Origin of the sequence: Streptomyces sp. XY006 (assembly GCF_002237655.1) — a bacterium.
In the GTDB taxonomy this organism is placed as follows: domain Bacteria; phylum Actinomycetota; class Actinomycetes; order Streptomycetales; family Streptomycetaceae; genus Streptomyces; species Streptomyces levis.
On the sequence record NZ_NOKT01000024.1, the window covers coordinates 64,529 to 79,353 of the forward strand.

Here is a 14,825-nt window from a genome sequence, read left to right on the forward strand (position 1 = left end):
CCCACCTTCCTGGAGGTCCGACCATGACCCGGAACCACCCCCGGCCGTCCCGGCGCACGGTGCTCGGCGGGGCCGTGGCCGCGCTCACCGTGGCCGCCGGCACTCCAGCCGCGCAGGCCGCCGGTGAAAGCCGTTGGCCGGCCGAGTTCCCGCTGCCCGACGGCTGGCTGCCCGAGGGCATCACGATCGGCGGCAGGCCGTACGCGTACCTGGGCTCCCGCGCGAACGGCGCCGTGTACCGCACCGACCTGCGCACCGGCCGGGGCCGGGTGCTGCACGCGGGCGGCCCGGGGCTCACGTCGATCGGTCTGAAGCTGGACCACGACGGGCTGCTGTACGTGGCCGGGGGTGGCGGCGGCACCGCGCGGATCGTCGACGCGCGCACCGGCGAGCTGCTCACCACCCACCGGCTCACCGAGGACGCCGCGCCCTTCGTCAACGACGTGGTGCTGCACGAGGACCGCGCCTGGTTCACCGACTCCCGCGCCGCGGTGCTGCACGGCGTGCCGCGCGGCCGCGCGGGCAGGGTCCGCGCCCTGCCGATCGGCGGCGAGTGGGTGCAGGCGCCCGCCGGGACCAACAGCGCCAACGGGCTGGTCGCCACCCCCGACGGGAGCGCGCTGATCGTCGTCAACGCGGGCCGCCTGTACCGCGTGTCCCTGCGGACCGGTCACGCCACCGTGATCGCCCTGGAGGGAGCGGCCGACGTGACCAACGGCGACGGCCTGGTCCGCGTCGGCCGCACGCTGTACGTCGTGCAGAACCGCCTGAACAAGGTCACCGTGTGGCACCTGGACCGGCACGCCAGGACCGCCACCCTCGCCAGGACGATCACCGACCCGCGCTTCGACGTGCCGGCGACGGCCGCCCGCTGGGGCGACCGCCTCTACCTCGTCAACGCCCGCTTCACCAGCCCGCAGACGCCCGAGACGACGTTCAACGCGGTGGCCGTGCCGCTGTAGCCGCATCCAGGGGCGACGCCCGGGCCCGGTTCCGGACCCGGGCGTGGTGCGGCCCGTGACCGCTACAGCGGGGCGCCGTGGCGCTGTTCCTCCGGCAGGGGCCGGGTGTCGAGGTAGAACCACTCGGCGTCGGCGGAGGGCAGGGGCGACGGCCGGGCCGGTCCGTCCGCCGGGGCGGCGACCGGGCGGCGCCGGGGCAGTCGGCCCGGCACCGGGACCCCGGGGGCGGCGGCGTCCGGAGCGGCGGCATTCGGGGCGGCGGCGTCCGGGGCACGGTCCGGGCGCGTCTCCTCGCCCGGCATGAACAGCTCCACGCGCAGGCCCAGTTCCCGCTGCTGGGCGGTGAACTCCTCGACCTGGCTGCGGCAGGCGTGGTCCAGGTGGGTCACGCCGGTGAGGTCGAGCCGGATCCGCCGCTTCCCGGACGCGGCGGCGGCCTCCAGGGCCTCGATCACCTGCGGCAGCCGCAGGAACGTGGCGTTGCCCGCCATGACGACGTTCGCCGTGTCGTCCTCGACGTGCTGGCGGACCACGGTCCGCGACATGCGCAGCGCCGCCAGCACGATCCCCGCGGCGAGCCCGAACAGCACGCCCTCCAGCAGCGCGGTCGCCACGATGACCAGCGTGGTCAGCGTCATCACCGCGAACTCGCCCTTGTCCTGCCGCCACATCTTCGGGAACTCCGCCGGGGCGAACAGCTTCCAGCCGCTGTGCACGAGCACGCCCGCGAGGACCGAGATGGGGATGAGCGCGAGCACCTGGGGCAGCAGCAGCGCGAACGCGAGCAGCCACAGGCCGTGCAGCGTGCGGGAGAGCCGGGTCTTCGCCCCGGCCTGGACGTTGGCGGAACTGCGCGCCACCACCGCGGTGATGGGCAGCGCGCCGAGGAACCCGGCGACGGTGTTGCCGGCGCCCTGGGCGATCAGCTCGGTGTTGTAGCGGGTGCGCGGACCGCTGTGCATACGGTCCACCGCGGCGGCCGTGAACAGGCTCTCGGCGGACGCGATGACCGTGAAGGTGAGGATGGCGGTGATCACCGCCCCGTCCGCGAGTCGGGCGAACTGCTCCGCGCCCGGCACCTGTACGGACGCGAGCAGATTGCCGACCTGGAGCGTCCTCACGTCCACGCCGGGCAGCGCGGCGACGACGATGCCGATGCCGACGGCGACCAGCGCGGCCGGGATCTTCCCGGCCGGGCCGGGCACCTTCTTCCACACGAAACTGAGCACGATCGTGACCACGCCGAGCAGGGTGGCGATCATCGCCTGCGGGTCCGTCAGGACGCCGGCCAGCAGGGCGGGGATGCCAGCCATGTTCTCGACGGGCGTGCCGGGGGCCTTGGCGTCGGCCATCGGATACGCCTGGCTGAACATCAGCGGCACGCCGATGCCGGCCAGCATGCCCTGCACCACGGCGACCGAGATGGCCTGGAACATCCGGCCGAGCCGCACCAGCCCGAGGACGATCTGCAGCAGGCCGGTGAACAGCACGATCACGCCGAGCATGGCCACGCCGACGTCGGCGACGGTCTCCGCGACCAGCGCGGCGAGTCCGGCCGCCGGGCCGCTGACCTGGAGCGTGCTGCCCCGGATCGCGCCGACGACCAGCCCGCCGATCACCCCGGAGATGATCCCGAGCTCGGCCGGGACACCGGAGGCCACGGCGACGCCGATGCACAGCGGCAGCGCGACGAGGAAGACGACGAGCGAGGCGGTGACGTCGACGCCGATATCGCCCCGGGCCCCGCCCTTACCGCCGAGAGCTCCACGGAGCACCCCGCCGAGTGCACCAAGTCCCCCGGCGCCGCCGGATCCGCCGACAGCCACTTCCTGAGCGCCCCGGGCCGCGCGTGCCGCACGTGCCTCGGGCTCCCGGACGGCACCCACCCGCGGCCCCCCGGCCGCGCCCCCTGCCCCGGCAGGTCGGGCGGTACCTCCACCCGGACCCCATGCGGCGCCCCCGGTGCCGCCCCCGCCGAACAGGTCCGCGGTCTCCCACCCCCCGGTGCCGGCCGCCGGGCCGGACCCCCACTCACCGGCCGTACCGCCGCCGCCCCACTCCCCGGCCGAACCGCCGCCGCCCCACTCCCCCGTCGTACCGCCGTCGCCCCAGCTCCCCGCCGTACCCCCGCCGCCCGGGGCCGTGACCGGGCCGCTGGCCGTTGCCCGGCCGGGGGCCGGGGCGGCGGCTCCGGCCCGGCCGCGGCCGCGGCCGCGGGCGTGTGCCCCGCTCACGCGGCATGCACCCGGAAGTCGCCCTCGGGGCCGAGTTCGTAGACGAAGCCCGTGTCGACCTCGTAGTACCAGCCGTGCAGCCGCAGCCGGCCCGCGTCGAGGCGCTGCCGGACCACGGGGTACGTGCGCAGGGCCGCGAGCTGGTTGACGACGTTGCCCTGGGAGACCTCCGGCAGCGACGGGTCGTCCGGGGCCGACTCCAGCACGGAGGCCAGCTCGGGGCGGGCGATGCGCAGCCAGGCGTCCACGCCGGGCAGCGCGGACAGGTCGTCGCCGGACTTCAGCGCGCCCATCGCGCCGCAGTGTGAGTGACCGCACACCACGATGTCCTGAACCCCCAGCACCTCCAGTGCGTACTCGAGGGTGGCCGCCTCTCCGGAGGCCGCGGGCCGTCCGCAGGGCGGCACGATATTGCCCGCGTTACGCAGCTCGAATATCTCGCCGGGCCGTGCGCCCGTGATCAGCGCGGGAATGACACGCGAGTCCGAGCAGGTGATGAACAACACCTCCGGATATTGCCCTTCGGCCAGTTTCCGAAATGTGCCGCTGTCGAAATCCACGCGCGTCCTGAACGTACGGGCGCGATCCAGCAGTGCCTTCAACTCGACCTCCTGAGCTGCGGTTTCACCTGGTGCATCCACCGTAGACGGGCGACCTGCAGAGGAAGGTTAAGGAAAGTCCAGCATCCGTCCAGGAATGGAACATTCTTTGTCCTGCATTCCCACGGGCAGCGTCTTCTTGTAGCGTGTGGACTCCGCGGCAGGCCATGCGAATTCACGCTGCCCGGATTCATGCCGGATTCACGGAGAGACAGGACGTATGGGCCTACGAGTGCTGCTCATCGAGGACGACGAGACCATCGCCGAGCCGCTCACCGAGGGGCTCGGCCACTTCGGGCTGACGGTCGACCACGTGGCCACCGGGACGGACGGCCTGAGAGGCCCGTACAACGACGTCGTCCTGCTCGACCTCGGACTGCCGGACATGGACGGCATCGACGTCTGCCGGGGCATCCGGCAGGTGTCCGACGTGCCCATCCTGATCCTCAGCGCCCGGGGCGAGGAGGCCGACCGCGTGCTGGGCCTGGAGCTGGGCGCCGACGACTACCTGGCCAAACCCTTCAGCGTGCGCGAACTGGTCGCCCGCGTACGCGCGGTGACCCGCCGCACGCAGCGCACCTCCCAGGCGTTCCCCGAGGCGCCGGCCGCCCCGGACCCCGCCGTCGCCCCCGCTCCCGTTCCCGAGCCCGCGCACGCGCAGGACCCGGGCCCGCTCGTCGTGGACCGCCGCACCCGCCAGGTGTGGGTCGGTGACGCCGCCGTCCCGCTCACGCCCAAGGAGTTCGACCTGCTGGCGCTGCTCAGCGAGGACCCCGGCGCGGTCTACTCGCGCCAGCAGATCCTGGACCGCGTCTGGGACCCGCACTACGACGGCCCCACCAAGACGCTCGACGTCCATGTGGCGGCGCTGCGCCGCAAGCTGGGGCACCCGGCGTGGATCCGCACCCTGCGCGGCGTCGGCTTCCGGCTGGCGGTGCACGGGCCGCACGCCCCGGCGGCCTCTCCGTGACCCGCCGGCTGCTGCTCGGCTACCTCAGCCTCGCCGTGCTGGTGCTGCTCTGCCTGGAGATCCCGCTGGGCTTCGTGTACTCGCGCGGGGAGCGGGAGCGGGTGGTCAACGCGGCGACGGACGAGGCCGAGTCGGTCTCGGCGTACGCCGCGCTGTCGCTCGCGGCGGGGCGGGGCGAGCGGGACCTGCCGGAGCGGGTGGCGCACTGCGCGCGGCGCATCGGCGGGAAGGTGGTGATCGTCGACGCGGCCGGGACGCCGCTCGCGGCCTCGCACCCGGGGGACGCCGGGATGTCCGGCGGCCTGGCGTCGCGGCCGGGCATCGCGGCGGCGCTGCGGGGCACGTCGACGGTGGACGTGCGCACCTCCACCATCGGCGGCGTGGAGTACCTGTCGGTGGCCGCGCCGGTGGGGCAGGAGGCGCGGCCGGTGGGTGCCGTGTGGCTGACGGTGCCCACGCGGACGGTGCATGAGCGGGTCCATCACGTGTGGCTGCTGCTGGCGCTGGGCGGGTTCGCGGTGCTGACGGCGGTGGCGGTGGTGGGGTTCGCGTTCGCCCGGTGGGCCGGGCGGCCCATCCGCGAACTGGAGGAGGCCACGCACGAGTTGGCCGAGGGCGGCCGGTTCGCGCCGGTGACGATCACCAAGGGCCCGCCGGAAGTGCGCAGTCTGGCCGCCGCGTTCAACCGCACGGGGGCGCGGCTGGCCCATCTGCTGGCCTCGCAGCGGGCGTTCGCGGGTGAGGCCTCGCACCAGCTGAAGACGCCGCTGGCGGCGCTGCGGCTGCGGCTGGAGAACCTGGAGCCGGACGTCGCCGCACGGGCGCGGGGCAGCCTCACCGCCGCCGTCACGGAGACGGACCGGCTCGCCCGGATGGTGGAGCAACTGCTGGCGATGGCCCGGCTGGAGGAGCACGCGGCCATCCCCGTGACCGTGGACCTGGGCGGGGTCTGCGCCGAGCGGCACCGCACCTGGCGGCCCGTGTTCGCGCAGCGGGACGTCTCCCTCGTGCTGTTCGCGGGGAGCGTGGGCCCGGTGCTGGCGGTGCCGGGAGCGGTCGAGCAGATCATGGACAACGTGCTGTCCAACGCCCTGCGGGCGTCCCCGGCGGGCAGCACGGTCACGATCGAGCTGCGGCTGCGGGTCCCCTCCCGGCGCGCGTTGCGCGAGTCCCGGCCGCGCTGGGTCGACCTGCATGTGACCGACGAGGGGCCCGGCATGACGGAGGAGCAGCGGGCCCGCGCCTTCGACCGCTTCTGGCGCGCCCCGGGCGCGCCCAAGGGCGGCACGGGCCTCGGACTGGCCCTGGTGCAGCGTCTGGCGCACGCCAGCGGCGGCGAGGCGACCCTGCAGGCGGCGGCGACGGGCGGCCTGGACGTGGTGATCCGCCTGCCGGCGGCCCGCCCGCCCGACGAGGAACCGGGCCCGGACGGAGACCGCCCCCGCAGGCCCAGACGAGAAGCCCCGGCCCTCCCCGCGTAACCCTCCCGGCAACACCGCCCCGCCCTCCCGGAGCCCCGCCGCCTCTCACCCACAGGCGGCTCACAGCATGCCGCTCGCCGGCCACTGGCTGTCCACGCCCCGTCAACCCGGTGCCTCTAGCGTCCCTTTCCGCCTCCCCCCACGCACGACCCTGCCGTCGACCGGCGGCGGGGCGGTACGGCACCTCTGGAGTGAGAGTGGAACGTCGTAGCCTCCTGCGTGCGGCCGTCCTCGGCGGTACGTCCGCCGCCCTGGGCGGAACCCTGTGGCGCGGCGCCGCGTACGCGGCCCCGGCCCAGCCCGGCACCGGCCCCTACGGGGCGCTGGGCGCCCCGGACGCCAACGGCATCAGACTCCCCAGCGGCTTCACGAGCCGGGTGATCGCCCGTTCCGGCCAGCGGGTCGGCAGCACGTCGTACACCTGGCACAACGCCCCGGACGGCGGCGCCTGTTACGCCGACGGCACCGGCTGGATCTATGTCTCCAACTCCGAGATCAACCCCTCGGGCGGCGCGAGCGCGGTGAAGTTCTCGTCGACCGGCGCGATCACCGGCGCGTACCGCGTCCTGTCCGGCACCCGCCAGAACTGCGCGGGCGGCACGACCCCGTGGAACACCTGGCTGTCCTGCGAGGAGGTCGACCGCGGCTACGTCTACGAGACGGACCCCTGGGGCGTGAAGGCGGCCGTCCGCCGGGACGCGATGGGCCGGTTCAAGCACGAGGCCGCGGCCGCCGACCCGGTCCGCCGGGTCGTCTACCTGACCGAGGACGTCACCGACGGCTGCTTCTACCGCTTCCGGCCGACGACCTGGGGCGACCTCTCCTCCGGCACGCTGGAGGTGATGGTGGCGGGCAGCGGCACGAGCGGCCCGGTCACCTGGGCGCGCGTGCCCGACCCGACCGGCGCGACCGCCACCCGCAACCAGGTCTCCGGCGCCAAGCGCTTCAACGGCGGCGAGGGCTGCTACTACGCCGACGACACCTGCTGGTTCACCACCAAGGGCGACAACCGCGTCTGGCAGTACAACGCCGCCGCGCAGACCATCGAACTCGCCTACGACGACTCCCTGGTCACATCCGGCACGGCCCCCCTCACCGGCGTGGACAACGTCACCGGCTCCTCCTCCGGCGACCTCTTCGTCGCCGAGGACGGCGGCACCATGGAGATCTGCGTCATCACCCCCGCCGACGTGGTCGCCCCCTTCCTGCGCGTCGACGGCCAGTCCGCCTCGGAGATCACGGGCCCGGCCTTCTCCCCGGACGGCACCCGCCTGTACTTCTCCAGCCAGCGCGGCACCACCGGCAGCTCCTCGGGCGGCATCACCTACGAGGTCCGCGGCCCGTTCCGCGTGTAGGCCCCACCCGCCGGGCTTCACGTGACCATCACAAAATGGTCACCTCTCCCTCATCCAGGGCCGCCCGGTCCTACGGTCATCCCCTCACGTACCACCGCTGGGGGGATGACCATGACCAATCCGTACGCGGGACCGCACAACGGTCCGTACCCACGGCCGGACCGGCCGGCGCCCCGCTGGGCCCGCAAGCGCTATGTGCTGCCCGCCCTCGCTCTGGCCCTGTTCCTCGGCGCCGGGATCGGGGCCGGCGGCGGGGAGAGCGGCACCGACGCGAAGCCCGCGTCCGCGAAGCCGCGGCCGACCGTCACGGTCACCACGACGGCCACGACCACCGCGACCCCGGCCGCCGAGAAGCCGGAACCGGCGCCCACCGTCACCGCGACGAAGACCGTGCGGGCCACCACCACCGTCACCGCCCGGCCGGCGGCCGGCGGCTCCGACGACGGCGGGAGCGACGCCGGCACGGGCGGCGGCGCGGCCGTGTACTACGACAACTGCAGCGAGGTCCGGGCCGCCGGCGCCGCCCCCATCCGCCGGGGTGAACCGGGCTACGCCTCCCACCTGGACCGGGACGGTGACGGGGTCGCCTGCGACACCTGAGCAGGACCCGTCGGTGACCATCGGCGGGTTCGGCCGTTCCTCCGTTGGGGGCAGTTCGTCCGGGCTGTCCTGCCGACGGAAGGGACATCACCGTGGACACGACCGCGCCCGCCACCGACGTACCGCGCGTGCTGCCGCGTGCCGAGTGGGTCAAGACGCTGCCGCAGACCATCGTCGCGTCCTGCGTCCTGCTGCTCGACGCGGAGGACCGGATCCTGCTGCTGCGCTACGCCGCGGGCCAGCCGGGTGCCGGGCTCTGGGGGCTGCCGGGCGGCATGCTCGACCACGGCGAGGACCCCGTCGGTGCCGCCTGCCGGGAGGTGCACGAGGAGACCGGGCTGGTGCTGGACGGCCCGCCCCGGCTCGTCGGCTACGACCACCGCGCCGACGTGAAGGGCACGGGCCCGGTGATCGACTTCTACTACTACGGCGGCCGGCTCCCCGCCGAGGCGACCGTGCGGCGCAGCGGCGAGCACGACGACCACGGCCTGTTCGCCCTGGACGAGCTGGGCTCCACGGCCCTGCTGCCCGCGCTGCCCGCGCTCACCGCCCTGCACACCGCGGCCCTGGCCGGCACGGTCGTACCGCTGCGGGAAGGCCTGCCGGTGTGAGTCCTGCGGGGCGTCTCGTGGCCGCGCTCCCCGGTCCACGTCGGCCCCGGTGCCGTGCGGGCGGTGAGGGCCGTTCAGGGGGCGGGCAGGAGGTCCACGGCCCGTACCCGGTCCTGGTGGATCAGGACGTCGTAGGTGCGGGCCAGTGCGATGTCGTAGGTGTTGCGGGGTTGCGGGTAGGCGGTGCCGACGCTGCGCGTGGGCCGGGCCCCGGCCAGCCAGCGGCGGGCCGGGGCCGGGGCGGTGCGCAGGTCCAGCACCCAGCGGTCGTGGCGCACCCGGTCGAGGGTGTGCTCGTTGCTGCCGGGCGGCATGGGGCCGACCGTGTGGGTGAGCATCCGCGTCTCCTCCGGGTCGGTGGCCTTGAACGAGCCCTGCCCGAAGGTGAGTCCGACGCTCGTGTAGCCGCCGCCGAGCCGGTCGCGCAGGACCGCGCCCTGGGTCCGGGGCAGGACCTGCGGGTCCTCGGGCCGGTAGCCGATGTGGTTGTCGTGCCCGGACAGCAGGACGCGGTGCCCGGTGTGGGCCTGCCACCAGAGCACGTTGTCCGCCATGTCCTGGTCCCGCCGGCGCATGGCGTCGGCGACCTGGTCCGGGTCCTCGAAGTCGAAGCCGTACCCGGTGGCGGTCTGGTCGATGACCGTGGCGTGCCGCAGGACCTCGGCGAACTCCCGGCGCGCGGCCGTCTGGCCGGGCGCGAGCGCGCGCAGCAGGCGCAGGGCGCGGCCGGTCCTGGCGGCCATCTCCCGCCGTTCGGCGAGCGGCCGGGCCAGATACGCCCGCTGGTACTCACCGGAGGGCACGGCCGGCCGCAGCCCCCGGTAGAGCGCCTCGAACCGCGGCACGAGCCCCGGCCGGACGCGGGCGACGTAGTCCGTCACCCGGTCGTACAGCTCCGGGCCGGTGTAGCCCCAGTCGTCGCCCATGAAGCGGACCGGGTCGTGCGGATGGCGGCGGTTGTACTCCCGCATCCACCGCACCAGGGCCAGGTTCTCGGCGGTGGGGTTCAGCGCGTACGTGTACTGCAGGTCCTCGCGCATGATGCGCTCCGGGTCGCCCTTGCCGTGCACGACGTAGTCGTCCAGCCGGACCCCGGTGCTCCAGGCCGTCTCCAGCGCGAACGTACGGAAGCCGCGCCGCTCCACGAGGTACCGGAAGACCCGGTCCTTCAGGGTGAGGAAGTCGTGTGACCCGTGCGTCGCCTCGCCCATCCCGACCACGGCGGCGTCCCCGACGGCCCGGCCGAGCGGCTCCAGGTCACGCGGGTCCCCGCCGGGCTCGGCGGTGCGCAGCGGACGCGCGCCCCGCTCCAGGGCCGCCACGACCGGATCCGGCGGCGTGCGCCCGGCGGCGGCCGCGGGCGCCGGGGCGAGGAGGGCCACCGCCAGCACGAGGAGGGTCCAGGGACGCAGTGACGACATGCCGGCATACGTGCCCGGCCCGCCCCGGCGGCGAACCCGCGTCCACCTGAACGGAACCCGCGCCCACCTGAACGGAACGCGAGAGCGGGCCCCGCCCCCGCACAGGGTGGGGCCCGCTCTCCTTCGTGGACCGGAGCCGCCGCGATCGGTGAGGGTCGGGGACCGCCGACGGCTCCGGGTTCTCCACCCCCGGGTCAGCGGTGGTCGCTGCCCTGGGACTGGACGGCCGCCCGGCCCGCCTCCAGGCGGGCGACCGGGATGCGGAACGGGGAGCAGGAGACGTAGTCGAGTCCGACCTCGTGGAAGAAGTGGACCGACTCGGGGTCGCCGCCGTGCTCGCCGCAGACGCCGAGCTTGAGGTCGGGCCGGGTCTCGCGGCCGGCCTTGGCGGCCAGCTTCACCAGCGAGCCGACGCCGTCCTTGTCGATCGTCTCGAACGGGGAGACCCCGAAGATGCCCTTCTCCAGGTACGCGGTGAAGAAGCTCGCCTCCACGTCGTCCCGGGAGAAGCCCCACACCGTCTGGGTGAGGTCGTTCGTGCCGAAGGAGAAGAACTGGGCGGCCTCGGCGATCTGACCGGCGGTCAGGGCGGCGCGCGGCAGCTCGATCATCGTGCCGATGGACAGCTTCAGCTCGGCACCGGAGGCCGCCTCGACCTCGGCGATGACCTGGTCGGCCTCCTCGCGGACGATCTCCAGCTCCTGGACCGTCCCGACGAGCGGGATCATGATCTCGGCGCGCGGGTCGCCCTTGGCGGCCTTGCGCTCGGCCGCGGCCTCGGCGATCGCCCGGACCTGCATGGTGAACAGACCGGGGATGACCAGGCCGAGACGGACACCGCGCAGACCCAGCATCGGGTTCTGCTCGTGCAGGCGGTGCACCGCCTGGAGCAGGCGCAGTTCGTTCTCGTGCGGCTCCTGGCGGGACTCCGCCAGGGCGACGCGGACCGACAGCTCGGTGATGTCGGGCAGGAACTCGTGCAGCGGCGGGTCCAGCAGGCGGACGGTGACCGGCAGGCCGTCCATCGACTCGAAGAGCTGGACGAAGTCCTGCTTCTGCAGCGGCAGCAGCTGCTTGAGGGACTCCTCGCGCTCGGCGTCCGTGTCGGCCAGGATCAGCCGCTCCACCAGCTCGCGCCGGTCGCCGAGGAACATGTGCTCGGTGCGGCACAGGCCGATGCCCTGGGCGCCGAAGCGGCGGGCGCGCAGCGCGTCCTCGGCGTTGTCGGCGTTGGCCCGCACCCGCAGGCGGCGCTTGCGGTCGGCGAAGGCCATCATGCGGTGGACGGCCTCGACGAGCTCGTCGGCGTCGTCGGCGCCCGGGTGCATCCGGCCCTCGAAGTACTCCACGACCGGCGACGGCACGACCGGCACCTCGCCGAGGTACACCTTGCCGGTGGAGCCGTCGATGGAGACGACGTCGCCCTCCTCGACGACGTGTCCGCCCGGCACGGTCATCCGGCGGCGCTTGGTGTCGACCTCCAGCTCCTCGGCGCCGCAGACACAGGTCTTGCCCATGCCGCGGGCGACGACGGCCGCGTGGGAGGTCTTGCCGCCGCGGGAGGTGAGGATGCCCTCGGCGGCGATCATGCCGTCCAGGTCGTCGGGGTTGGTCTCGCGGCGGATCAGGATGACCTTCTCGCCGGAGCGGGACCACTTGACGGCCGTGTAGGAGTCGAAGACGGCCTTGCCGACAGCCGCGCCCGGGGAGGCCGCGATGCCGCGCCCGACCTGCTCGACCTTGGCGCTCTCGTCGAAGCGCGGGAACATCAGCTGCGCGAGCTGGGCGCCGTTGACGCGGGTGAGCGCCTCGGCCTCGTCGATCAGGCCCTGGTCCACCAGCTGCGTCGCGATGCGGAAGGCCGCGCCCGCGGTGCGCTTGCCGACGCGGGTCTGGAGCATCCACAGCACACCGCGCTCGATGGTGAACTCGATGTCGCAGAGGTCCTTGTAGTGGTTCTCCAGCGTCTCCATGATCTGCATCAGCTGGTCGTACGACTTCTTGTCGATCCGCTCCAGCTCGGCGAGCGGCACGGTGTTGCGGATGCCCGCGACGACGTCCTCGCCCTGCGCGTTCTGCAGGTAGTCGCCGTAGACGCCCTGCTGGCCGGAGGCGGGGTCGCGGGTGAAGGCGACGCCGGTGCCGGAGTCGGGGCCGAGGTTGCCGAAGACCATGGAACAGACGTTGACGGCCGTGCCCAGGTCGTGCGGGATGCGCTCCTGGCGGCGGTAGAGCTTGGCCCGGTCGCCGTTCCAGGAGTCGAAGACGGCCTTGATGGCCAGGTCCATCTGCTCGCGCGGGTCCTGCGGGAAGTCCCGTCCGGCCTCGGTCTTGACGATCTTCTTGAACTTGGTGACGAGCTTCTTGAGGTCGGCGGCCTCCAGCTCGGTGTCGACGGTGACCTTCTTGGCCGCCTTCGCCGCCTCCAGCGCGTCCTCGAACAGCTCGCCGTCGACGCCCAGCACGGTCTTGCCGAACATCTGGATCAGGCGGCGGTAGGAGTCCCACGCGAACCGCTCGTCGCCGGCCTGCTTGGCCAGGCCCTGCACGGACTTGTCGGAGAGGCCGATGTTCAGGACGGTGTCCATCATGCCGGGCATGGAGAACTTGGCGCCCGAGCGCACCGACACCAGCAGCGGGTCGTCGGCCTGGCCGAGCTTCTTGCCCATGCGGGCCTCCAGCGCGTCGAGGTGCGCACTCACCTCGTCACGCAGTGCCGCCGGCTCCTCGCCGCTGTCCAGGTAGACCTTGCAGGCCTCGGTGGTGATCGTGAACCCGGGCGGGACCGGAAGGCCCAGGTTCGTCATCTCTGCGAGGTTGGCGCCCTTGCCACCGAGGAGGTCCTTGAGGTCCTTGTTGCCCTCGGTGAAGTCGTAAACGAACTTCACGCCCTCAACGCTCGCGGCCTGCTCGGCTACCGGGAGATCTTTGTTTTCCGACACGGGTCTCGACTCCTCGAGGACGCGGTGGCTGCCCTGACGGCGAGGAACATACCCAGATCAAAGGCTTCTGGGGAGGTCCACTCGCGCGTCATGCGCCTGTAACCACTCGTCCGCCAGCGGATCGAAAGTCAAGGCTCGGCAAGCGATCACAGCCGCATGTTTTCACTTCTTGAACGCAAGAACCTTCCTGCACCCTGCTGAGCGCTCATGTGAGCGGTGTTTCCGCACACTTGATTTCGCTCGATGAACGATCAAAGGGTGGCACTCAGTGCCACCCTTTGAGGAAGTGCAGCCGCTCAAGATCCGCTCATCTGAGCGCAACCCTTATCAAGGGTGGCGAGAATCACGCTGCCACAGCCGACGGGATTTCACCATGCGGACGCGTCTTCGGCCCGAAACGCGCTCGTCACACGCCGAGCGCGCGCAGCCGCTCCTCGGCCCGCTCGGGCGCGTAGAGGTGCTCCACGACCATCGCACCGGCTCCCACCAGCCCGGCCCGCTCGCCCAGCCGTGCCGTGACGACGTCGAGGTGGGCGGTGGAGCGGGGCAGCGCCCGCTGGTAGAGCAGTTCGCGCACGCCCGTGAGGAAGGCGGTTCCGGCCAGATCTCCGGCGATCATCAGCACGCCGGGGTTGAGCAGGGTCACGACGGTCGCGAGGACGTCCCCGACGCGGCGCCCGGCCTCCCGGGCGAGTCCGACCGCCTCGGGGTGCCCCGAGGCCAGCAGGTCCCGTACGTCCGAGCCGGACGCGGCCGGCACCCCCGCCTCCGCGAGCCGCCGCGCGACCGCGCCGCCGCTCGCGACGGCGGCCAGACAGCCGTAGGAGCCGCAGCGGCACAGCGCCTGGGCGCCCTCGGGCACCCGGATGTGCCCGATGTCCCCGGCTCCGCCGTCGACGCCCCGGAACACCGCGCCGTCGACCACGACCCCGGCGCCGATGCCGGTGGAGACCTTGACCAGTACGAAGGCGGAGCAGTCGGGATAGCCGGTGCGCTGCTCGCCGTAGGCCATGAGGTTGGCGTCGTTGTCCACCAGGACCGGCACCGGGCCCGCGCCCGTGTGCTCGGTGAGGGCGCGCGCCATGCGGGCCGTTATGTCGTAGCCGTCCCAGCCGGGCATGATCGGCGGCTGCACGACGCGGCCGGTCTCGCTGTCGACCGGCCCGGGCACCGCGAGTCCGACCCCGCACACCGCCTGGGCCTGCTGCCCGGCCTTCTCCAGCAACTCGGCGAACCAGCGGCCCAGTTCGCCGAGCACCACGTCCGGGCCGTCCTCGACGACGAGGGTGCCGGAGTGCTCGGCGAGGATCTCGCCGCTCAGCGACAGCACGGCCGCCCGGGCGTGCCGGGTGTCGAGGTCGGCGGCCAGCACCACCGCGTGCTCGTCGTCGAACTCCAGCGTGATGGAGGGCCGTCCGCCCAGCGGGGAGTCCACCGGCCCCCCGGCCCCCTCGCGCAGCCAGCCCGCGCGGAAGAGCCGGTCCAGCCGCTGTCCCACGGTCGCCCGGGACAGTCCGGTCGCCTGCTGCAGCGCTCCCCGGGTCGTGGCGCGACGACTGCGCACCAGTTCGAGCAGATCCCCGGCGCTGGCCTGAACGCGTCCCGTCATGCGCACCCCCTTGTGTTTCCCAACCCTGCATTACATATTAG

Annotated in this window: 11 protein-coding genes; 6 read left to right on the forward strand and 5 right to left on the reverse strand. The window is 73.4% G+C overall.

Going from position 1 to position 14,825, the window contains the following annotated elements; genetic code table 11:
• Window positions 1–23: 23 nt before the first annotated feature.
• Entirely contained in the window at window positions 24–962 is a 939-nt protein-coding gene (locus tag CHR28_RS26190) for an SMP-30/gluconolactonase/LRE family protein (protein ID WP_094056152.1), read from the forward strand.
• 62 nt (window positions 963–1,024) lie between these two features.
• Here CHR28_RS26190 and CHR28_RS26195 read toward each other — a convergent pair whose 3' ends face one another.
• A complete protein-coding gene (locus CHR28_RS26195) occupies window positions 1,025–2,737 on the reverse strand; it encodes a SulP family inorganic anion transporter (protein WP_256984410.1) in 1,713 nt (570 codons plus the stop codon).
• Window positions 2,738–3,192: 455 nt separating this feature from the next.
• Complete coding sequence (locus CHR28_RS26200; protein ID WP_094056154.1) at window positions 3,193–3,798, reverse strand: carbonic anhydrase; 606 nt, start codon at window positions 3,796–3,798, stop codon at window positions 3,193–3,195.
• Between the two features lie 217 nt (window positions 3,799–4,015).
• Here CHR28_RS26200 and CHR28_RS26205 point away from each other — a divergent pair, with 217 nt between their 5' ends.
• The 5 genes from CHR28_RS26205 to CHR28_RS26225 all read left to right on the forward strand — a co-directional run bounded on the left by CHR28_RS26205 (window position 4,016) and on the right by CHR28_RS26225 (window position 8,812).
• Entirely contained in the window at window positions 4,016–4,765 is a 750-nt protein-coding gene (locus tag CHR28_RS26205) for a response regulator transcription factor (protein ID WP_094056155.1), read from the forward strand.
• A complete protein-coding gene (locus CHR28_RS26210; RefSeq protein WP_094056156.1) occupies window positions 4,762–6,246 on the forward strand; it encodes a sensor histidine kinase in 1,485 nt (494 codons plus the stop codon). The genes CHR28_RS26205 and CHR28_RS26210 overlap by 4 nt, the downstream gene beginning before the upstream one ends.
• A gap of 197 nt (window positions 6,247–6,443) precedes the next feature.
• Window positions 6,444–7,601, forward strand: coding sequence for an alkaline phosphatase PhoX (locus CHR28_RS26215; RefSeq protein WP_094056157.1), 1,158 nt, complete (start codon window positions 6,444–6,446; stop codon window positions 7,599–7,601).
• A gap of 111 nt (window positions 7,602–7,712) precedes the next feature.
• Entirely contained in the window at window positions 7,713–8,201 is a 489-nt protein-coding gene (locus tag CHR28_RS26220) for an excalibur calcium-binding domain-containing protein (protein ID WP_094056220.1), read from the forward strand.
• Window positions 8,202–8,293: 92 nt separating this feature from the next.
• Window positions 8,294–8,812 carry an NUDIX hydrolase gene (locus CHR28_RS26225; RefSeq protein WP_094056158.1) on the forward strand — a complete coding sequence of 173 codons (519 nt, stop codon included), beginning with the start codon at window positions 8,294–8,296 and terminating at the stop codon, window positions 8,810–8,812.
• A gap of 74 nt (window positions 8,813–8,886) precedes the next feature.
• Here the strand turns inward: CHR28_RS26225 and CHR28_RS26230 are convergent, their stop codons facing one another.
• The 3 genes from CHR28_RS26230 to CHR28_RS26240 all read right to left on the reverse strand — a co-directional run bounded on the left by CHR28_RS26230 (window position 8,887) and on the right by CHR28_RS26240 (window position 14,784).
• Window positions 8,887–10,233, reverse strand: coding sequence for an erythromycin esterase family protein (locus CHR28_RS26230; RefSeq protein ID WP_094056159.1), 1,347 nt, complete (start codon window positions 10,231–10,233; stop codon window positions 8,887–8,889).
• A 194-nt stretch (window positions 10,234–10,427) separates the two neighbouring features.
• Window positions 10,428–13,175, reverse strand: a complete 2,748-nt coding sequence (gene ppdK, locus CHR28_RS26235; RefSeq protein WP_373453389.1) for a pyruvate, phosphate dikinase — start codon at window positions 13,173–13,175, stop codon at window positions 10,428–10,430.
• A 406-nt stretch (window positions 13,176–13,581) separates the two neighbouring features.
• On the reverse strand, window positions 13,582–14,784 hold the full coding sequence (locus CHR28_RS26240; RefSeq protein ID WP_094056161.1) for an ROK family protein: 1,203 nt from the start codon (window positions 14,782–14,784) through the stop codon (window positions 13,582–13,584).
• Window positions 14,785–14,825: the final 41 nt, after the last annotated feature.